The following is a 19498-nucleotide window of genomic DNA, read 5'->3' on the forward strand; positions in this document are numbered from 1 at the left end:
TTTAAGCCTGTAATGGTATGATAGCTATCTATTGGGTCTATACAAACCAATGGTTAAAAATTAACAAAAAGTTTATGATTTCATAAAAATCATCAATTATTATTATATGATGATACTGTTATAATCACAAGTATTCACTGAACAAGATTAAGGATAATCTCAGTACCCACCATTCATTATATTTTTTATTTATCTATTGCATTTAATAATTGCGTGTTGGATAGCGCAAAATACAATTGATAAATTGACAGATTAAGGAACGACAATGGCAGGCAACAACACTGACAAAAACATGGTTAAAAGCCAAGCAAAAACATTGTATGACAAGCTTTGGGATGATCATCTAGTGAGTCAACGAGATGATGGTTCTAGCTTGATTTATATTGACAGACACATTTTGCATGAGGTGACAAGTCCTCAAGCTTTTGAAGGCTTAAGCTTAGCAAATCGTCTGCCTTGGCGGTTATCTGCAAATATTGCGACACCTGATCATAATGTGCCGACAACCACAAAAGAGCGTAGTGAAGGCGTCTCAGGTATTAAAGATGACGTCTCTCGTTTGCAAGTAACCACGCTTGATGATAACTGTGACAAATTTAACATTAAAGAGTTTACTATTAATGATGTTCGTCAGGGCATTGTCCATGTGGTTGGTCCTGAACAGGGCTTGGTATTACCGGGTATGACCGTTGTTTGTGGTGACTCACATACCGCCACACATGGTGCGTTGGGTTGTTTGGCACACGGAATCGGTACGTCTGAAGTTGAGCATGTTTTGGCAACTCAGTGTTTGGTGCAAGCCAAAATGAAAAATATGTTAATTAAAGTCAATGGCACACTTGGTCAGGGCATTACACCAAAAGATGTGGTGTTGGCAATCATTGCTAAAATTGGCACCGCAGGTGGTACCGCTCATGCCATCGAGTTTGCAGGGCAAGTGTTTGAAGACATGAGTATGGAAGGTCGTATGACCGTGTGTAACATGGCGATTGAAGCCGGTGCACGCGTCGGTATGGTAGCGGTTGACCAGACCACCATTGACTATGTAAAAGGTCGCCCTTATGCTCCGACTGGAGAAGCTTGGGACAAAGCCGTTGACTATTGGCAAACTTTGCATTCAGATGAAGGTGCGGTGTTTGATACTGTTATTGAAATGGAAGGCAGTGAGATTGCGCCTCAGGTTTCTTGGGGAACGTCTCCAGAGATGGTCGTGGATATTACTCAAAATGTCCCAACACCAGAACAAGCCAGAGATGATGTACAAGCCAACGCATGGCAACGTGCTTATGAATATATGGGACTCACAGCAGGGCAACCAGTGACTGAAATCCCGGTTGATAGAGTGTTTATCGGTTCTTGTACGAATTCTCGTATCGAAGATATGCGAGACGCTGCATCGGTAATCAAAGGGCGTAAAGTGGCAGAAAGTGTGAAGGAAGCCATTGTGGTGGCAGGTTCTGGTGTTGTTAAAAAGCAAGCAGAAGAAGAAGGCTTGGACAAAATATTTGTCGAAGCAGGCTTTGAATGGCGTGAACCTGGCTGTTCAATGTGTTTGGCGATGAATGCCGATAAATTGCAACCAAAAGAACATTGTGCCAGTACCTCCAATCGTAACTTTGAAGGTCGCCAAGGGAATGGGGGACGTACCCACTTGGTTAGCCCAGCAATGGCTGCCGTGGCGGCATTAGCAGGTCATTTTGTGGATGTTCGTGAATTTTGATGTGTTGATATTTCTTCTTTAATATTTTTATCAGATAATACGAATTTGTATTGAATAAATGAAAGGCTATTTTATGAAAATAATATTAACTATCATAAACTTTGTTTTCTTGAGTATCTTAGTTACAAGTTGTCAACATAGTAATACAATAAAACCATCAGTATCGAAAATATCTCATCAACCAGAAGTGATTGATAAAAGTTGTCGAGATGGTAATGCAAAGCTCTATGATGAATGTAATAATCAAATTCAAATTTTACAAAAAGCAGTTCAACAAGCTAGTAATGAAAATAAAAATGTGATAGTTGTATATGGTGGTGAATGGTGTATTTGGTGTCATGTATTAGATAAATATTTTCATGGGCAATTTCGTACTTTTGATTATAAATGGCGTGATAGCAGTGGAGACATATTTGAATGGCTAATGAATGAAACAGTAACACAAACAGAAATTGATGATGCTATAGCATTGAACCAATTTGTTGCAGATAATTTTGTTGTTGCCCATATTGAATCAGAATATACAAATGGAAGAGATGCTATTGACTCTACAGGTTTTGATTCTAGTAACATATATTATTACCCTTATATTTTTGTTTTAAATGAGCAAGGTCAATATGTGAGTTCAATGCCGTCTACAGATGCTATAGAAAATTTTGAGATTCGAGAAAGTGGTGGTGAAGAGTATCGTGGTTATAATCGAAAAATACTCTTAGAACAATTGAAAAAACTAAAAATTGATACTAATAACGAATAGCGAAAATAAGTTTATGAATGAAATCATTATTTCATTCATGTGATTTATGAAAAAGAAGCATTAATTATTAAGTAGGTTTAAATAAAATGTAAGAGGAAACAACATGAAACCATATACCACACAACAAGGCTTGGTCTGCCCATTAGACCGCTCAAACGTGGATACCGACTTGATTATCCCAAAACAGTTTTTAAAATCAATCAAACGCACAGGCTTTGGTGTCAACTTATTTGATGAGCTAAGATACTTAGACGAAGGCTATCCTGGGCAAGACAATAGCAAACGCCCAATTAACGAAGACTTTGTATTAAACCAACCACAATATCAGGGTGCAACGGTATTACTTGCTCGCAAAAATTTTGGTTGTGGTTCTAGCCGTGAACATGCCCCTTGGGCATTAGAAGAGTATGGCTTTCGTACAGTTATCGCCCCAAGTTTTGCTGATATTTTTTATAACAACTGTTTTAAAAATGGTATGTTGCCAGTGGTTTTGAGTGAAGCGGAAATAGGTGAACTTTTTGACGACTGTTTTGCCAATGAAGGGTATCAGCTAACCGTTGACCTTGAAACGCAAACAGTGATTAGCCCAACTGGAAAAGAATACAGTTTTGAAGTTGACGCATTTCGTAAACATTGCTTATTAAACGGTTTGGATGACATCGGTTTAACCTTGCAACAGCAAGACGACATCAAAGCTTTTGAAGAAAAAGCGAAAGCCAGCCGACCTTGGGTGTTTAATGAGATAGTATAAATTGCCAAATGGTGATGATTAGATAACAACATACATAATTAGTTAAAAGGTATAAAGAAAGGACAAACTATGAAAGTTTTAACGCTGGCAGGTGATGGCATTGGACCTGAAATTATGACGCAAGCAGTTGCGGTATTAAACAAAGTCAATGAAACGTTTGCATTAGGTCTGGAACTAGAAGAAGGTTTGATTGGTGGTGCTGCCATTGATGAGCATGGCGAACCTTTACCAGAAGTGACGCTAAAAAAAGCACAAGTTGCCGATGCCGTTTTGTTGGGTGCGGTTGGTGGTTACAAGTGGGATAACATCGAGCGTAGTATCCGCCCAGAAAGAGGGCTGTTAAAAATTCGTAGTGAGCTAAATTTATTTGCTAACTTGAGAGTAGCAAAACTTTATCCTCAGCTTATTAATGCCTCAACCATCAAGCCTGAGGTTATCAAAGGCTTGGACTTGCTGATTGTGCGTGAATTGACAGGCGGTATCTACTTTGGTGCACCTCGTGGTATTGAAACCTTGGAAAATGGTGAACAACATGGCTTTAACACCATGACTTACAAAACCCATGAAATTGAACGCATTGGTAAAGTTGCCTTTGAAATGGCAAAAACCCGTGCTCAAGCATCTGGCAAACCAGCCAAAGTTTGCTCAGTTGATAAAGCCAATGTGTTAGAAGTGACCGAACTTTGGAAACAAACCATCATTGATATGCAACAAGCAGATTATCAAGATGTTGAGTTAAGCCACATGTATGCTGATAATGCGTGTATGCAATTAATTAAAGACCCTCGCCAGTTTGACGTTATGGTAACGGGTAACATGTTTGGTGATATTTTGTCTGATGAAGCGGCAATGCTCACTGGCTCTATTGGTATGTTACCATCAGCAAGCCTTGATGAAAATGGTAAAGGTATGTACGAGCCTTGCCACGGCTCTGCTCCAGATATTGCAGGTCAAGATAAAGCCAACCCATTGGCAACCATTTTATCTGTGGCGATGATGCTCCGTTATACCTTTAAGCAAGAATCCGCTGCTCAAGCAATCGAACAAGCAGTAAGTGATGTGTTGGATGACGGTTTGCGTACCGGTGATATTATGGATAATTCAGAAGAAGGGCTAACCGTTGTTGGTTGTCAGCAAATGGGTGAGGCAGTTTTGGCTAAGCTTTAATCTTAAATTTTTGTAGCTTGAACTTCTGAATATCTACATACCAAAAACCAGCTTTAAATGAGCTGGTTTTTTTAATAAAAATTAATGGCTGTGAAACATTTATCTACTTATTATTTTAATGACGTGCTAAAATGGAGAGTTCAGGTCGTTAATTGACCATACCGTTTTCATAAATGCCATTATCCATTAATTTAACAGCTTTATAAATATGTTTGCTACAGCAACCGACAAACAAATACAAGATGCAATGCAAATTTTGGCAGCTGAGCCAATTTTTGATAAATCTCAACTTTTTAAAATAACAGCAGACTTTGAGCAAATAAGCGGGCTCTTATATGCTGCTGCCCAGCAATTAAAGCTAGACTTAAATGCTCAGCAATATTGGCAGCTCCTTAAATATTTAGATACGCTGTTAATGTGGAGTAAAACCTACAACCTAACGGCAATCACCCAACCTGTTGAAGCCTTAGTTAAACATGTCATTGACTGTTTGGCGATTATTCCTTTATTGCAAGATCTCCCTCAAGAAGATTTACTAGATATTGGTACCGGTGCAGGGTTACCTGCCGTTATTGTTGCTATTTGTGAGCCACACAGGATGTGTACGCCTTTAGACAGCAATCAAAAAAAGATTCGGTTTATTCGTCAAGTCGTAAGTGAAATTGGGCTTACTAATGTCAAGCCAACCGCAAGCAGAATACAAGCATATCAAAATAAACATACGTTAATTACATCGCGTGCTTTTGCAAGCCTAGAAGATTTTATAGACTTAGCAGAAGAAAAACTAGCGGATACAGGCTGTCTTGTTGCTATGAAAGGGAAAGCACCGACAAATAATGAAATGGAGCAGCTATCCAAGGACTGGTTGATTGAGGTTAAACCATTAACTGTACCTTATCTTGGCGACTCTCGTCATTTAGTTACACTCAAAAAGAGATAACAAAAAAGTAAACTAAAGTCACTCTTTGTGATTGAATCGTCTGCAAAAAATAGCTAATCTAGTAAAACTAGTTTGGCGAGACTGAGTGATGTAATTTATATTAATTTTTTTAAAAATTACAATGAGTAATAACATGGAAATCATAGCAGTAGCAAACCAAAAAGGTGGGGTTGGCAAAACAACAACCGCAGTTAATTTGGCTGCTAGCATACATGCAAAAAGAAAAAAAGTGCTGATGATTGACCTTGATCCACAAGGTAATGCAACGACTGGTACTGGGCTTGAAAAGTTAGCACTAGAATACACCTTGGCAGATGTGTTTATTGATGACATACCCATTAATGAGACCATTGTGCGTAGCCCAGCAGGGTTTGATGTTATTGGTGCAAACCGAGAGCTTGCAGGCACTGATATTAGCATCATGACCATGACAAACAGTCATGCGTTATTAAAAACAGCCATGGAGTCTGTCAGTGGTTATGATTATGTCATTATTGATTGTGCGCCTAGCTTAAATTTGTTAACCGTCAATGCATTAGTAGCCACACAGGGGGTGATTATCCCAATGCAATGTGAATACTATGCGCTCGAAGGTTTGGCAGATTTATCACAAACGATAGAAAGGTTAAGTGAGCTTAATCCTGACTTATATATACGTGGTGTTGTACGTACGTTGTATGATGGGCGAAACACCTTAACAAGAGATGTGTCTGCAGAACTTGAAGCACACTTTGGTGAGTTAATGTACAAAACGATTATTCCAAGAAATATTCGTTTAGCAGAAGCGCCTGCACATGGTATGCCAGTGCTTGCCTTTGAAAAAAACTCAAAAGGGGCAAAAGCTTATCGTAAACTTGCAACAGAAGTTGTTAAGCAAAGTAGAAGTGCTCAGTAAACGTTAATAATTTTAAATGAATGTCGTATGTTTAGTACAAATGGTTTAGAGGTTAAGTAAAAATGGCAAAAAAGCGTGGGTTGGCAAAAGGTCGAGGCTTGGATGCTTTGCTCGGCTCAATTAAAAAAGAAAAACAGATTGTGGAGTCAACACAAGTCGATGTTGGGTCTAGTAAAACTGTGCCTGTAGAAACGCCAGTAAATAGTGCAAATAGCACAAAAACGTCTGGACGTAAACTAACCAATACTTCTAAATCTACAAAAATAGTGGCGGAAGTCAACACCAATCCAGCGGATGATAATATTAGTTTAATTAGCATTGAGGTAACTCGTCTTCAATCTGGTAAATATCAACCACGTCGTGATATGAATGAAGCTGCATTAGCTGAGTTATCTAGTTCTATTAGCCAACATGGGGTGATGCAGCCGATTGTGATTCGTCCATTATTAGCAGGCGAAAACAAAGAAAGTCCAACAGTGACGCATGAAATCATTGCTGGTGAAAGGCGCTGGCGTGCAGCAAAAATGGCAGGCGAAAAAGTAATTCCTGCCATTGAAAGAGCGTTGTCTGATGAATTGGCGATTGCGTTGGCGTTGATTGAAAATATTCAACGTGAAGATTTATCGGTGATTGAACAAGCTGCGGCATTGCAACGTTTTCATACCGAGTTTGGTATGAGCCATGCCATGATTGCTGATGTGGTTGGCAAAGCAAGAACAACGGTTTCAAATTTACTGCGTTTAAATGCGTTGCATGATACGGTAAAAGACTATTTAGCAAATGGGCTGCTGGATATGGGGCATGCTCGTGCGTTATTGCCGTTATCATCAGGGCAACAGCCAGTGGTTGCTAAAAAGATTATTGATCAAAAAATGACAGTACGAGATGCTGAAAAGTTGGTTAAATCTATTTTAAATCCAGCCCCTAAAAAAACCAAAAGAGATTTAGCAGATGCAAGAGAGTTAGAGAAAATTAACCAGCAGCTATCTGATAAATTTGGTGCAAAAGTAAAACTTAAGCAAAAAAAGAGTGGCAAAGGTAGTGTGGAAATTTTCTTCCATGATCAAGATGAACTTGCTTCTTTATTAGAACAGTTGCAACACTCAAAATAATTATAACGTTAAGTTGTTAAGCGTGTTGTTAGTAAAAGCTGGTGTTAACCAGTTTTTTTTGTTTAGGTGTTTATATTATAGATTTATTTAAACAGTGAAATAGCGACTAAATCTGCCTAATAACTAATAAATAGAGTCAAAACTTGTATTGTGTGATGGTGCAAACGTACTTTAAAGTGCAGATATCATAATTTTGATCGATTTACTTGCTACACTTTTATAATTCTTTGACTATAGTAGATAAGCAGTGCGTGTACAATCATGTTAAAATGCAACATTAATTTATAAATTTAATATTCTTTTTTATATGGCCGATAATCAAATTAATCTAACGACTCCACAAAAATCAGTCACAAAATTTCAAACTTTTTTGCGATTAATGGGCTACATAAAGCCATATTGGTGGGCAATTTTATTAGCACTTGTTGGCTTTATGTTAAGCTCTTCAACGCAGGTTGCGACAGCTAAGTTGTTAGAAGAAGTCATTGATGCAATTAGTACGGGTGACCAATCTAAAAAAAATATTTTACCGCTTTTAGTTATTGTTTTTTTTGTTGTCCGTGGTATTGGTTCCTTTTTAGGAGGCTATTTTACAGCGCTTATCTCTCGCAATCTGGTTTATAAGTTACGTATTGCGGTGTTTGATAAGTTGCTTAAGCTACCAAGCAGCTTTTATTTGCAAAACTCAGCGGGGACTATCTCTTCAAAGTTGATTTTTGATGTAGAACAAGTGACCTCGGCAAGTACTGATTCGTTAAAAACACTCATTAAAGATGGCTTAACAGTTATTGCCTTATTAGGCTATTTATTATATTTAAATTGGAAGCTTTCTTTACTGTTATTTTTGGTTTTACCACCCATTTTTTTGCTTGTGCGTTATGCTTCTAATCGTTTTGCCAAACTATCAAAAGGTATCCAAGAGTCGATGGGCGATGTTAGCCATATCAGTAATGAGGTGATTACCGGTTATCAAGTGGTTAAAAATTATGGTGGTCAAAGTTATGAGTTAAATCGTTTTAATAAGGTGTCACTAAGTAACTTACAACAAGGCCTAAAAATTGTGGTTACAAGTAGCATTAACTCGCCATTGATTCAATTACTATTAAGCTTTGGGCTATGCGCTGTTATGTGGATTGCTTTTCGTCCAGAAGTCATGAGCAATACAACAGCGGGGGAGTTTGTTTCTTATTTAGTGGCGGCAGGTTTGTTAAGTAGCCCTGTGCAAGCACTTACTAATGTTAATCAAAAGTTGCAAAAAGGTATTGCTGGTGCAGAGTCAATCTTTGCACTCTTAGATGAAGATGAAGAAGTTGATACTGGAAAGCAGGCGAAAGATATACAAGGTAATATTAGCTTTAATGATGTTGGGTTAACTTATGATGATGGTACTCAGGCAATTACGAACTTTAGTTTAGATATTAAAGCAGGCGAAACCATTGCCGTTGTAGGAAGAAGTGGTGCTGGCAAAACTTCTTTAGTGAATCTACTAACTCGCACATTAGACCACACATCGGGCAATATCTATATTGATGATGTTAATATAAAAGAGTTTAGCTTATCTGGCTTGCGGACACAGATTGCCATGGTAAATCAACAAGTAACCTTGTTTAAAGACAGTGTTCGTAACAATATTGCTTATGGCACACTGCATGATAAAAGCTTTACTGAGGTTGAGCAGGCTGCAAAAGCCGCTTTTGCTTATGATTTTATTCAAAAATTGCCAAATGGTTTTGACACCGTATTAGGATCAGATGGCTTGCAATTATCTGGAGGGCAACGCCAACGTTTATCAATTGCCCGCGCGTTACTTAAAGATGCCCCAATTTTGATTTTAGATGAGGCAACCAGTGCGCTTGATAACGAGTCAGAATATTATATCCAACAAGCATTAGAAAACATCATGAAAGACCGAACGACATTGGTTATTGCACACCGACTAACCACCATTGAATCAGCTGATAGAATTGTTGTTATGGATGCTGGTCAAATGATTGAAGTGGGTAGCCATGCAGAGCTGATACAAAAGAAAGGTGTTTATGCACAAATGTATGAGCGTAGTTTTGACGACGATTGATGAGTAACCACAATGTCCTTAGAAACCAGCATAACCCGAGCATGGCAAAAAAAAGCAAAGTGGCTTTATCTATTTCTTCCACTATCTTGGCTTTATAGTGCGGTTAGTAGCATTCGAAGAATGTTCTACAAACAAGGAGTCTTATCAAGCTATCGTGCGCCTGTTCCTGTTATGGTTATCGGTAATATTACGGTTGGTGGCAGTGGTAAAACGCCATTAATTATTAGTTTAGTTAAGCATTTACAAAGACGCGGCATAACCGTGGGTGTTATTAGCCGTGGCTATGGGGGTGATAGCAAACAAATGCCAGCAATCGTAACATTAGATAGCACGCCTAATGTTGTTGGTGATGAGCCTTGTTTAATTGTTCAGTCCACTTTGTTTTATGGTAAAAAAAGAGACGCACGCCCTGTTGATATGGCAGTTTGTCCTAATCGTCAGCAGGCGATAGAGTTGTTACTAAAGCACAACCCAGATATTGAATTTATCATTGCGGATGATGGCTTACAACACTATAAATTACAACGTGATATTGAATGGATTGTGGTAGATAGCCACCGTGGATTTGGTAATGAAAAGGTGCTGCCAGTTGGCTTTTTGCGAGAACCATTAAACCGACTAGATGGGGCAACGATTATTTATCATCAAACAGAACAATCTGATGATGAACAACCATTAACCATGCGTTTGAAGCCTGCACAACTTGAGCCTCTACTAACTGGTTTAACCGATTATCAAAAACCACAAGACGAGGATACGGTGATAGCAATCAGTGGTATTGGCTATCCAACTCGTTTTTTCAACACATTAAAAGCGCTTGGGTTTTCAACTATTGAATGTCCATATCCAGATCATCACGATTTTACTTTTGATGATTTGTTGCAATTTATTGAGCAGCCATATCCAATTATTACGACTAGCAAAGATGCGGTAAAGCTGTGGCAACTTGCTGATAAAGATTTAAAAGGGTTTAGTGACGCGGAAGTTGATCAGCTAGCTAAGTTGTTTACCCGAATTTGGGTGCTGCCTGTAAGTGCTGAATTAAGCCTGGCCTGTTATGACGCATTAGATAAAGAACTAAAAGCACATAACATTTTGTAGATTGTCATTTATAAGTTATATAGAAAGGGAAGAAACTATCATGTTAAATCCAAAAACCCATATTGTCATCCCAGCCCGTTTTGCCAGTAGCCGTTTGCCAGGCAAGCCCTTATTAAATATTCATGGCAAACCTATGATTTTATGGGTAGCAGAAAAAGCCAGCCAAGCAACTTTTGCCGATGATTTGTGCATTGCTACGGATGATGAACGTATTGCCGAGGTTTGTATACAGGCTGGGTTTGACGTAGTTATGACATCAAGCGAGCATGCATCTGGTACCGATAGGCTTAGTGAAGTGGTGAGTAAAAAAGGTTGGGCGGATGAAGACGTGGTAGTTAATATGCAAGGTGATGAGCCACTTGTTCCAGCCAGTTTGTTAGAGCAAACTAAAGATTTGCTACTTGCTGATACTGGAGCCGTGATGGCAACTTTATGCGAGCCAATTATTTCACACGATGAGTTTGTTCGTCCTTCTGTTGTTAAAGTTGTGTCTGATAATAATAAGCGCGCATTGTATTTTAGCCGTGCGCCTATTCCATGTGATCGTGACCATGCAATGGCTTTAAATAGTCGAGATAATATTACCGATGATAACTTAACAACGCCTGCTAATGCCTATCGTCATCTTGGTTTGTATGCCTATCGTGTAAAACTGCTTAAAGAGTTTGTGACTTGGGAACAAGGCACGTTAGAGCAACTTGAATGCCTAGAGCAATTGAGAGTGTTAGAAAATGGGCATGCCATTAGTATTGATGTTGCGACAGTGAACCTACCAGCAGGTGTAGATACTCAAGAAGACTTGGATAGACTCAATGCGATGTCTGTTTCTGAGTTTATGAAATAGCGATATTTGCATACAATCACTTGAAACGAGTAGATACGATGAACGAAAAAGCCTATTTTGCACCCTTATTACCATGGCAACAGTCATTGTGGCAGCGTATGACAAATGCTGCTTTACAGCAAGATGGCAAGCTTGCGCATGCTTTATTGGCAAGTGGTGTGGAAGGCATTGGTAAAAGAGCCTTTGTTTGGCGCTGGGTAGCTTGGCAACTTTGTGATAATAAGCAAAATAATAGTGATGGTGCTTGCGGAGAGTGTGAAAGCTGCCAATGGCTAAAAGCTGGTACACATCCAGATTTGGCTGTTTTACCTATAAGTAGTCTATTAAAGAGTGCTGAAAGTGATAAAGCGGTTGAAACAGTTAGAAAAACAAATAGCAAAAAAAGCAGTAAAAAAAATGAGGCAGAAAAACAAGTCAAACCGCGCATAAAAATTGATGACGTACGTAGCATTCAAGACTTTGTGCATCAAGGCAGTAGTAACTTGCGTATTTGTGTGTTTGATTATGCTGAAACTATGACAATTGCTGCGGCAAATGCGTTATTAAAGACATTAGAAGAACCAAAATCAGGGGTTCAATTAATCTTAATTAGCGATAAACCAGATATGCTATTGCCAACGATTAAAAGCAGGGTGCAACAGCTGGCGTTAACAGAAATTAATCAATCTCATGCTATAGACTATGTTAAACAGCGTTTAACACAAAGCGGACATAAAGATGCTGAGTCAATGACTAAAGTCTCTTATGATGATGAAAAAATTAAGCAGCTGTTAATAATTAGTGCTAATGCCCCTTTAAAAGCGGTTAGTATGGCACAATCAAAATGGTATGGTATGCGTGAGTTATGGCTTACTACATGGCAAGCATTGCGTAGTCATAGTCGGACACCGGTTATAGCAAGTGATTATTGGCAAAGCCAGTTGTCTATTAATGAATTTATAGAGCTTAGCCAAGTGATGCTAGCAGATGTACAACGATTAGTTTTTGATTTGCCTGCTTATCAACAAGATATTGATTATTCCTCCATATTACAAAGCTTACCTGAGATGCAGAGGTGCATTGATTTGTGTGAGTATATTCAAACTGCAATTCAGTCTTTGACACAAAACATCCAAGAAAAACTGATTTATGATGACATGATGCAAAGGTTACGTAATTTATAGTGTGTTTTTATCACTTTTTCTTTTATCTAAAAATCCTACCATACCCCAGCATCATTTTTGTAAATAGGTTAGTAAGTCGTTGGGATAGTCGGTAATAATGGTATTCACTCCCATATTTATTAGATTCTTTGCTCTTTTAAAATCATTGACTGTCCAAGCGGTTATTTGCAAATTGTAACGCTTGCAAAGAGTAACTACTTCTTGGTTAATTAACTTTTCTTGTAACCCAATTTGATAACAGCACTGTTGAACGGCGGTTTGTATCAGTTGAAGCTGATTTCCTTTTTCTTCTGACAATATTCCTCGTGGGTAGTGAGCTAATATTTTATGATGTTTCAATAAGTATAAAAGCTGCTTATCAAAGCTGGTTAAGACAAATGGTAAGTCTTTAAATGGTTGTTTTGTTAAACAACAGGCCAAAGTTTCTATCAATGCTTTATGGTTTGTTCGATTATGTGTTTTTATTTCTAATTCAATGTGCTGGTAATTTGATAAAAAAGGTAACAGCTCTTCTAAAAGTATTAAAGTGCTTGGCAATGAGTTTGGTTGATATGGATTTATAAAACTTGGTAAGTATTGGTGATTAACTGTAAAAATATGTTTGGCTTGCTTGGCTGTTATTTGCTCAATTCTTACTTGTGTGTTTGCAATGCGATTAAAGCTGTCATCATGGGCAATCAATAAATGATTGTCAGCAGTGAGCTGGATATCAAATTCAATACCAGCCATACCCGTTATTTTTGAGCAATAGTTAAAACCAGATAAGGTGTTTTCAGGGCGCTCTCCCTTTGCGCCACGATGTCCTAAAATTTTTATGTCGTTTTGGTGTTGTACATCAAATGGCTGACTCATAACTTCTACTCTTTTAGCTCATTAAACAATTTAAGCATATGTTTTTGTTTTGTTAATTTTATAACAAAAAAGCTGATACCGCTTAATAAACACAGTATAATGAGGTTGTATTGTAACTTTGTGATTTTTTGTTTTCAGTAAATAATATGAAGAGGTTTTTATGGATAAGTTTAAATTAACAAAAAAAGCAGTGGCACTAAGTATTGTATGTGCAGTGGCTGTGGTTGGTTGTAAAAAAAATGAAGAGCAACCCGTAAAAAAAGAATCAGCAGAAGTAAACAATGTTGAACAGGCCAAAGCCGCAGAAATGGCAAAGCCAGAAGTTGAACCAAAATCAGTTGTAACAACAGAACAAAATGCAAATGTTAACGCCGATACTGAAGTAAAAACTGCAGAAGAACAAGCAGCTGAAGAAGCGGCAGCTAAGAAAAAAGCAGCAGAGCAAGCAGCAGCTAAGAAAAAAGCGGCTGAAAAAGCGGCTGAAAAAGCAGCTGCAGAAGCGGCAGCTAAGAAGAAGGCTGCAGAAAAAGCGGCAGCTAAGAAAAAAGCAGCAGAGCAAGCGGCACCAAAAGTTAAAGCTGGCCCTAAACCAAAAGTTGTAGAACCAGAAACCAATAATCTTAAAGCGCCTACTGATGATAGTGTTGAACTAGAAATTGTAACCTCAGAGGATACATATTAATCAGTTTTTTTGAATAAAAAGCCCACAATCTAAATATTGTGGGCTTTTTTATTCAAATTATTGATAAATCAAGCAAATGGTTTTAATACCTCTTTATTCCATAAAACTTCGTTTTGTTGTTGTGCTTTGGCAACAAAACGAGCTGCAACAAACAAGAAATCAGAGAGTCTATTTAAAAATTTAGCTGATATTGGGTTGATACTGCTATGTTGGTTTTGTAGCGTGCAAAAATTACGTTCACAGCGGCGGCAAATGCTACGTGTGATATGTAACTGACTAACGGCAATAGAACCTGATGGTAAAATAAAGTCTTTAAGTGCTGGTAATATGCTGTTCATAGAATCAATTTTTTGCTCTAACCAATCAATATGTAACTGTTCTATGGCAGAGTAAGGTTCTTTATTGTTTAACATGGCAATTTCGCCGCCCATATTAAATAACAAGTGTTGGATAATACTAAGTGACTCAGAAAAATCTGTTTTATTTAAAGATTCTTCTGAAAAATTAGCTATATCATCAAACAAGGATTTTGCCATACCAATGTGAGAATTTAACTCATCAATTTCGCCCATTACGCCAAATATAATGCTGTTTTTGTCAATACGTTTACCATCTGCCAGTGCCGAAGTACCATCATCGCCAGTCCGTGTATAAATTTTACTTAGCCGATTGCCCATTTTATACTCTGTTTTAAATTAATTAGTTTAGGTTATCATAGCATTTTTAGTTTATCTTAGTTATGATAATGGGCTAAATTAAAAAATATGTTTTATTCAGTAAGAAGGCGATCGAATGCTACAAGAAGCACAAAAAGAATTAACCATCTATGATTCACTAAAAGGTGAAAAACAACGCTTTGAGTCCATAAAAGAAGGGCAGGTTGGTATATATGTGTGTGGCATGACGGTATATGACTATTGCCATATTGGGCATGCGCGCGTTATGGTTGCTTTTGATGTGATTGTGCGCTGGATGCGACAGCTGGGGTTTGATGTAAATTATGTACGCAATATTACCGATATTGATGACAAAATTATTAATCGTGCTAATGAAAATGGCGAGTCAATTGAGGAATTAACTAGCCGGTTTATTAAAGCGATGAATGAAGATGCGCAAAGCTTGGGCTGTGTGCAACCAAATCTTGAGCCAAAAGCGACAGAGCATATAGAAGATATGCAGGCGTTAATTAGTGATTTAATTGATAAAGGGCATGCCTATCCAACAGGCTCTACCGAGGTGCATGGCGATGTATTTTATGCTGTCGATAGTTTTAAAGACTATGGTAAATTGTCTAAACGTAATCTAGATGATATGCAAGCAGGGCAAAGGGTAGAAGTAGATAGCAATAAACGAAACCCGTTTGACTTTGTACTGTGGAAATCAGCCAAACCAGACGAGCCGCATTGGCAGTCGCCTTGGGGTAATGGTCGCCCTGGGTGGCACATAGAGTGTTCAGCAATGTCACAAAAATGCTTAGGGAATACTTTTGATATCCATGGTGGTGGGCATGATTTACAGTTTCCACATCATGAAAACGAGATTGCACAGTCTGAAGCCCATACCGGTTGCACCTATGCTAATAACTGGATGCACGTTGGCTTTATTAATGTAGATGGCGAGAAGATGTCTAAATCATTAGGCAACTTTTTTACTATCCGTGATGTTATCGCAAAATTCCATCCAGAAACGGTACGTTATTTTATTTTATCTAGCCATTATCGCAGTCAGGTTAATTTTTCTGATGCAGCACTTACCGAAGCACATTCTGCCCTTAGCCGCTTGTACCAGGCGTTAAAATCTGCTGAGCAGTATTTGAGTAACGATGTTGAGCTGATTGATGCCGAGCAAGCGTTTGCAACAGATAGCGGCATGGCAGTTATTAAAGCTATGAATGATGACTTTAACGTAGTACAAGCATTATCGTCTTTATTCTCTTTAGCTAAAGATATTAATATTGCTATTAAATCAGATGATAAAGCACTGGTTAGCCAGCTAGCAAGTGTGCTAAAAACACTGGCTCAGCCGTTAAATATTTTGCAGCGAAACCCAGCAGAGTTTTTACAGGCAAGTGTGGGGGAGCAAACGGATGGTATCGATGCAGATGATATTGAAGCGCTGATAACCGAACGCACACAGGCCAAGGCGGATAAAAACTTTGCCCGTGCCGATGAGATTAGAGCAAATTTATTAGAACAAGGCATTGAGCTAGAAGACAGTCGAGAAGGGACAACCTGGCGTAGAAAATAAAAACAGTAACTTTTTTTTAAAAAACATAGTGATTATCGCTATGTTTTTTTGTTTTAAAAGCAGATAATAGATAAAAATATATTCTTTAAAACTTAATCTTTATGGTATAATACGGCGTTATTTTATACCCTGCTGTTAGTTAAAGACAGTTAAAATAACCACCAAATACGAGGTGTTCTATGTTGCGTATCGTTGATGAAGCATTAACCTTTGATGATGTTTTACTACTTCCTGCCCATTCAGAAGTCCTACCAAAATCTGTTGATTTAAAAACCCGTTTAACTAAAGATATTACCTTAAACCTACCCGTTATTTCTGCCGCTATGGATACAGTGACAGAAACAAAAATGGCAATTACTATGGCGCAGCTTGGTGGCATGGGTATTTTGCACAAAAACATGAGCATTGAAGAACAAGCGAGTAAAGTGCGCAAAGTTAAAAAGTTTGAAGCAGGGACGGTAATCGACCCGGTAACAATCACACCAGATGTAACGGTTGGTGAGTTGTTGCAAATTACAAAAGAGCATAACTTTAGTGGTGTACCGGTTGTTGAAAAGGGCAGTGATAAAGTAGTAGGGATTGTGACGCATCGTGATGTTCGCTTTGAAACAAACCTGTCTCAACCTGTTAGCAACGTGATGACACCAAAAGAAAAATTAGTCACTGTAAAAGAGGGTGAAAGTAACGAACGCATTAAAGAGTTATTGCATGAACACCGCATTGAAAAAGTGGTTGTGATTGATGATGACTTTAAATTAAAAGGTTTGATTACTGTTAATGATTTTACGAAAGCAGAAAACAACCCAAATGCTTGTAAAGATAGCAAAGGTCGTTTACGTGTTGGTGCTGCGGTTGGTACAGGGGCAGACTCACAAGCGCGCGTTGAAGCGTTGGCAGCAAATGATGTAGATGTTATTGTTGTTGATACGGCACATGGTCACTCTAAAGGGGTTATTGAGCGTGTGGCTTGGGTTAAAAAGAATTTTCCTCATATTCAAGTTGTTGGTGGCAACATAGCCACAGGTGATGCTGCGCTTGCACTACGTGATGCGGGTGCTGATGCGGTAAAAGTAGGCATTGGTCCTGGCTCAATTTGTACAACGCGTATTATTGCAGGTATCGGTGTTCCGCAAATTTCTGCTATTGATAGTGTGGCAAGTGCATTAAAAGACAGCATTCCATTAATTGCAGATGGTGGTATCCGTTTTTCTGGCGATATGGCAAAAGCCATTGCGGCTGGTGCCTCTTGCATTATGGTTGGCTCATTGTTAGCAGGTACAGAAGAAGCACCAGGTGAGGTTGAGTTATTCCAGGGGCGTTACTATAAAGCATACCGTGGCATGGGCAGTTTAGGTGCCATGTCTGGTCAAAATGGTTCATCAGACCGTTATTTCCAAGATGCTAAAGATGGCGTGGAAAAATTAGTACCAGAGGGCATTGAAGGACGTGTCCCATACAAAGGGCCTGTTTCTGGTATTGTTAATCAACTTGTTGGTGGTCTGCGTTCATCAATGGGCTACACAGGTTGTGCCAGTATTGAAGCCATGCGTAGCAAGCCAGAGTTTGTGCGTGTTACCTCGGCAGGCATGAAAGAGTCACACGTGCATGATGTGCAAATAACGAAAGAAGCGCCAAACTATCGTGTCGGCTAGTTACTTTTTTAATACTTATAACGCAGCCAATAAAGTTATGCTTTATTGGCTGTTTTTTTTGGTACAATGGCTAATAGGCTATAAATGAAAAGCCATAAAAGCGGTTTTGATAGATAAGGATTTAATATGAGTTATTTTGGTACTGATGGTATTCGTGGTCAATTTGGTCAGTTTCCAATCACCCCTGATTTTATATTGGCACTAGGTTATGTTACGGGGCAAGTGTTGTTAGAACAAAGTAAACATGAAAACCTTAACCCAAGTGTTGTGATTGGTAAAGATACACGACTTTCTGGCTATGTAATTGAAGCATCATTACAGGCAGGGTTTAATGCCGCTGGGGTAGATGTTTATTTACTAGGCCCATTACCAACACCTGCGATTGCTCATTTAACGCGCAGTTTTCATGCTGATGCCGGGGTGGTTATTTCTGCCTCACACAATCCTTATCAAGATAATGGCATCAAGTTTTTCTCGGCTGAGGGCAAAAAGTTGTCTGATGAAATGCAAGAAGCAATTAATGTTAAATTGGCGCAGTATTTACAGGCGCAAGCAGGTTTTGCAAATGAACTCATTCAATCTGATAACCCTTCTCTGTTAACACCACTAATGCCTGTTAGTGACCCTTCAGGTTTAGGTAAAAGCAAGCGTATTGCAGATGCCAAGGGCAGATATATTGAATATTGTAAAGGTACTTTCCCTTATCAACATAGCTTAGAAGGTATGAAAATAGTCATCGATTGTGCTAATGGTGCCGGTTATAGTGTTGCACCGCGAGTGTTACGTGAATTAGGTGCCGAGGTTATAGCCATACATAACCAACCAGATGGCGTAAACATTAATAGAGACTGTGGCTCAACACACCCAAAAAGCTTACAACAAGCTGTAATAGATAATAAAGCGGATGTTGGTATTGCACTAGATGGAGATGGTGACCGCATTGTTATGGTAGACGACAAGGGCAACTTGGTTGATGGTGATGGTATCCTTTATGTTTTGGCAACCCAGTCACACGAAAAACCTAAAGGGGTTGTGGGTACACTTATGACCAACATGGCACTGGAGCTTGCCTTTAACAATCAAGATATTAAGTTTAGCCGTGCAAAAGTGGGTGACCGTTATGTCATGCAACAGTTAGTAGCCAATGGCTGGATACTCGGTGGTGAAAGCTCAGGGCATATTTTATGTTTAGATAAAAGTACAACAGGCGATGCCTTAGTTGCAGGTTTACAAGTTCTTGCATTGATTTCTACCACTGGCAAATCATTGAGTGTATTAACAAAAGGTTTTGATCTATTTCCGCAAAAACTGGTTAATGTACGCTTAACACAAATGAGTGACCCTTATGACTACCCAGAGTTGGTAGAGGCTTTTGAGCAAGCCCAAGCAAAATTAAAAGGTCGTGGGCGTTTGTTAATCCGCCAATCAGGAACAGAGCCAGTCATTCGAGTAATGATTGAGTCTGATGATGAGATTGAATGTGATGTGATGGCAAATGAACTGGCAGATCGCGTTAAGGCAGTGATGTCATAGCACATTTT

Annotated in this window: 17 protein-coding genes; 15 read left to right on the forward strand and 2 right to left on the reverse strand. The window is 38.7% G+C overall.

Annotation, left to right across the window (positions count from 1 at the left end):
• Positions 1-292: 292 nt before the first annotated feature.
• The 11 genes from leuC (at position 293) to VH441_RS00790 (ending at position 12524) form a co-directional block, all read left to right on the forward strand.
• Positions 293-1720: a 3-isopropylmalate dehydratase large subunit gene (gene leuC / locus VH441_RS00740; protein ID WP_434354328.1), complete on the forward strand. Its 1428-nt coding sequence runs from the start codon at positions 293-295 to the stop codon at positions 1718-1720.
• Positions 1721-1793: 73 nt separating this feature from the next.
• On the forward strand, positions 1794-2477 hold the full coding sequence (locus VH441_RS00745; RefSeq protein WP_434353588.1) for a hypothetical protein: 684 nt from the start codon (positions 1794-1796) through the stop codon (positions 2475-2477).
• A 103-nt stretch (positions 2478-2580) separates the two neighbouring features.
• Positions 2581-3228 (forward strand): 3-isopropylmalate dehydratase small subunit, encoded by a 648-nt coding sequence (leuD, locus tag VH441_RS00750; protein WP_434353589.1) that lies wholly within the window; start codon positions 2581-2583, stop codon positions 3226-3228.
• A 69-nt stretch (positions 3229-3297) separates the two neighbouring features.
• Positions 3298-4395, forward strand: a complete 1098-nt coding sequence (leuB, locus tag VH441_RS00755; protein ID WP_434353590.1) for a 3-isopropylmalate dehydrogenase — start codon at positions 3298-3300, stop codon at positions 4393-4395.
• A 247-nt stretch (positions 4396-4642) separates the two neighbouring features.
• Positions 4643-5335: a 16S rRNA (guanine(527)-N(7))-methyltransferase RsmG gene (gene rsmG / locus VH441_RS00760; protein ID WP_434354329.1), complete on the forward strand. Its 693-nt coding sequence runs from the start codon at positions 4643-4645 to the stop codon at positions 5333-5335.
• Between the two features lie 133 nt (positions 5336-5468).
• Positions 5469-6230, forward strand: a complete 762-nt coding sequence (locus VH441_RS00765) for a ParA family protein (protein WP_434353591.1) — start codon at positions 5469-5471, stop codon at positions 6228-6230.
• A 62-nt stretch (positions 6231-6292) separates the two neighbouring features.
• Positions 6293-7342, forward strand: coding sequence for a ParB/RepB/Spo0J family partition protein (locus VH441_RS00770; protein ID WP_434353592.1), 1050 nt, complete (start codon positions 6293-6295; stop codon positions 7340-7342).
• 307 nt (positions 7343-7649) lie between these two features.
• Positions 7650-9416, forward strand: a complete 1767-nt coding sequence (msbA, locus tag VH441_RS00775; RefSeq protein ID WP_434353593.1) for a lipid A export permease/ATP-binding protein MsbA — start codon at positions 7650-7652, stop codon at positions 9414-9416.
• Between the two features lie 12 nt (positions 9417-9428).
• Positions 9429-10517 carry a tetraacyldisaccharide 4'-kinase gene (gene lpxK / locus VH441_RS00780; RefSeq protein ID WP_434353594.1) on the forward strand — a complete coding sequence of 363 codons (1089 nt, stop codon included), beginning with the start codon at positions 9429-9431 and terminating at the stop codon, positions 10515-10517.
• Between the two features lie 40 nt (positions 10518-10557).
• Positions 10558-11361 (forward strand): 3-deoxy-manno-octulosonate cytidylyltransferase, encoded by an 804-nt coding sequence (gene kdsB, locus VH441_RS00785; RefSeq protein WP_434353595.1) that lies wholly within the window; start codon positions 10558-10560, stop codon positions 11359-11361.
• Positions 11362-11399: 38 nt separating this feature from the next.
• Positions 11400-12524 carry a DNA polymerase III subunit delta' gene (locus VH441_RS00790; RefSeq protein WP_434353596.1) on the forward strand — a complete coding sequence of 375 codons (1125 nt, stop codon included), beginning with the start codon at positions 11400-11402 and terminating at the stop codon, positions 12522-12524.
• A 51-nt stretch (positions 12525-12575) separates the two neighbouring features.
• On the opposite strand, the gene VH441_RS00795 is transcribed toward VH441_RS00790, so the two are convergent.
• On the reverse strand, positions 12576-13376 hold the full coding sequence (locus VH441_RS00795) for a glycerophosphodiester phosphodiesterase (RefSeq protein WP_434353597.1): 801 nt from the start codon (positions 13374-13376) through the stop codon (positions 12576-12578).
• A 160-nt stretch (positions 13377-13536) separates the two neighbouring features.
• Here VH441_RS00795 and VH441_RS00800 point away from each other — a divergent pair, with 160 nt between their 5' ends.
• Positions 13537-14058, forward strand: a complete 522-nt coding sequence (locus VH441_RS00800; protein ID WP_434353598.1) for a hypothetical protein — start codon at positions 13537-13539, stop codon at positions 14056-14058.
• A gap of 68 nt (positions 14059-14126) precedes the next feature.
• On the opposite strand, the gene VH441_RS00805 is transcribed toward VH441_RS00800, so the two are convergent.
• Positions 14127-14735, reverse strand: a complete 609-nt coding sequence (locus VH441_RS00805) for a cob(I)yrinic acid a,c-diamide adenosyltransferase (protein WP_434353599.1) — start codon at positions 14733-14735, stop codon at positions 14127-14129.
• Positions 14736-14850: 115 nt separating this feature from the next.
• Between VH441_RS00805 and cysS the strand changes: the two genes are divergently transcribed.
• From cysS to glmM, 3 genes are all read left to right on the forward strand, one after another.
• Positions 14851-16305 carry a cysteine--tRNA ligase gene (gene cysS / locus VH441_RS00810; RefSeq protein WP_434353600.1) on the forward strand — a complete coding sequence of 485 codons (1455 nt, stop codon included), beginning with the start codon at positions 14851-14853 and terminating at the stop codon, positions 16303-16305.
• Positions 16306-16484: 179 nt separating this feature from the next.
• Positions 16485-17957 (forward strand): IMP dehydrogenase, encoded by a 1473-nt coding sequence (gene guaB / locus VH441_RS00815; RefSeq protein WP_434353601.1) that lies wholly within the window; start codon positions 16485-16487, stop codon positions 17955-17957.
• A 126-nt stretch (positions 17958-18083) separates the two neighbouring features.
• Complete coding sequence (gene glmM, locus VH441_RS00820) at positions 18084-19490, forward strand: phosphoglucosamine mutase (RefSeq protein WP_434353602.1); 1407 nt, start codon at positions 18084-18086, stop codon at positions 19488-19490.
• Positions 19491-19498: the final 8 nt, after the last annotated feature.

The organism is Psychrobacter sp. HD31, assembly GCF_051097895.1.
Taxonomy (GTDB): Bacteria; Pseudomonadota; Gammaproteobacteria; order Pseudomonadales; family Moraxellaceae; genus Psychrobacter.

What these genes read in the sequence shown, in the direction of transcription:
- VH441_RS00800 (WP_434353598.1), top strand. Translation starts at nt 13,537, where the DNA reads ATGGATAAGTTTAAATTAACAAAAAAAGCAGTGGCACTAAGTATTGTA.
- VH441_RS00745 (WP_434353588.1), top strand. Translation starts at nt 1,794, where the DNA reads ATGAAAATAATATTAACTATCATAAACTTTGTTTTCTTGAGTATCTTA.
- msbA (WP_434353593.1), top strand. Translation starts at nt 7,650, where the DNA reads ATGGCCGATAATCAAATTAATCTAACGACTCCACAAAAATCAGTCACA.
- kdsB (WP_434353595.1), top strand. Translation starts at nt 10,558, where the DNA reads ATGTTAAATCCAAAAACCCATATTGTCATCCCAGCCCGTTTTGCCAGT.
- guaB (WP_434353601.1), top strand. Translation starts at nt 16,485, where the DNA reads ATGTTGCGTATCGTTGATGAAGCATTAACCTTTGATGATGTTTTACTA.
- VH441_RS00795 (WP_434353597.1), bottom strand. Translation starts at nt 13,376, where the DNA reads ATGAGTCAGCCATTTGATGTACAACACCAAAACGACATAAAAATTTTA.
- VH441_RS00790 (WP_434353596.1), top strand. Translation starts at nt 11,400, where the DNA reads ATGAACGAAAAAGCCTATTTTGCACCCTTATTACCATGGCAACAGTCA.
- VH441_RS00805 (WP_434353599.1), bottom strand. Translation starts at nt 14,735, where the DNA reads ATGGGCAATCGGCTAAGTAAAATTTATACACGGACTGGCGATGATGGT.
- cysS (WP_434353600.1), top strand. Translation starts at nt 14,851, where the DNA reads ATGCTACAAGAAGCACAAAAAGAATTAACCATCTATGATTCACTAAAA.
- rsmG (WP_434354329.1), top strand. Translation starts at nt 4,643, where the DNA reads ATGCAAATTTTGGCAGCTGAGCCAATTTTTGATAAATCTCAACTTTTT.
- leuB (WP_434353590.1), top strand. Translation starts at nt 3,298, where the DNA reads ATGAAAGTTTTAACGCTGGCAGGTGATGGCATTGGACCTGAAATTATG.
- glmM (WP_434353602.1), top strand. Translation starts at nt 18,084, where the DNA reads ATGAGTTATTTTGGTACTGATGGTATTCGTGGTCAATTTGGTCAGTTT.
- leuC (WP_434354328.1), top strand. Translation starts at nt 293, where the DNA reads ATGGTTAAAAGCCAAGCAAAAACATTGTATGACAAGCTTTGGGATGAT.
- VH441_RS00765 (WP_434353591.1), top strand. Translation starts at nt 5,469, where the DNA reads ATGGAAATCATAGCAGTAGCAAACCAAAAAGGTGGGGTTGGCAAAACA.
- lpxK (WP_434353594.1), top strand. Translation starts at nt 9,429, where the DNA reads ATGTCCTTAGAAACCAGCATAACCCGAGCATGGCAAAAAAAAGCAAAG.
- leuD (WP_434353589.1), top strand. Translation starts at nt 2,581, where the DNA reads ATGAAACCATATACCACACAACAAGGCTTGGTCTGCCCATTAGACCGC.
- VH441_RS00770 (WP_434353592.1), top strand. Translation starts at nt 6,293, where the DNA reads ATGGCAAAAAAGCGTGGGTTGGCAAAAGGTCGAGGCTTGGATGCTTTG.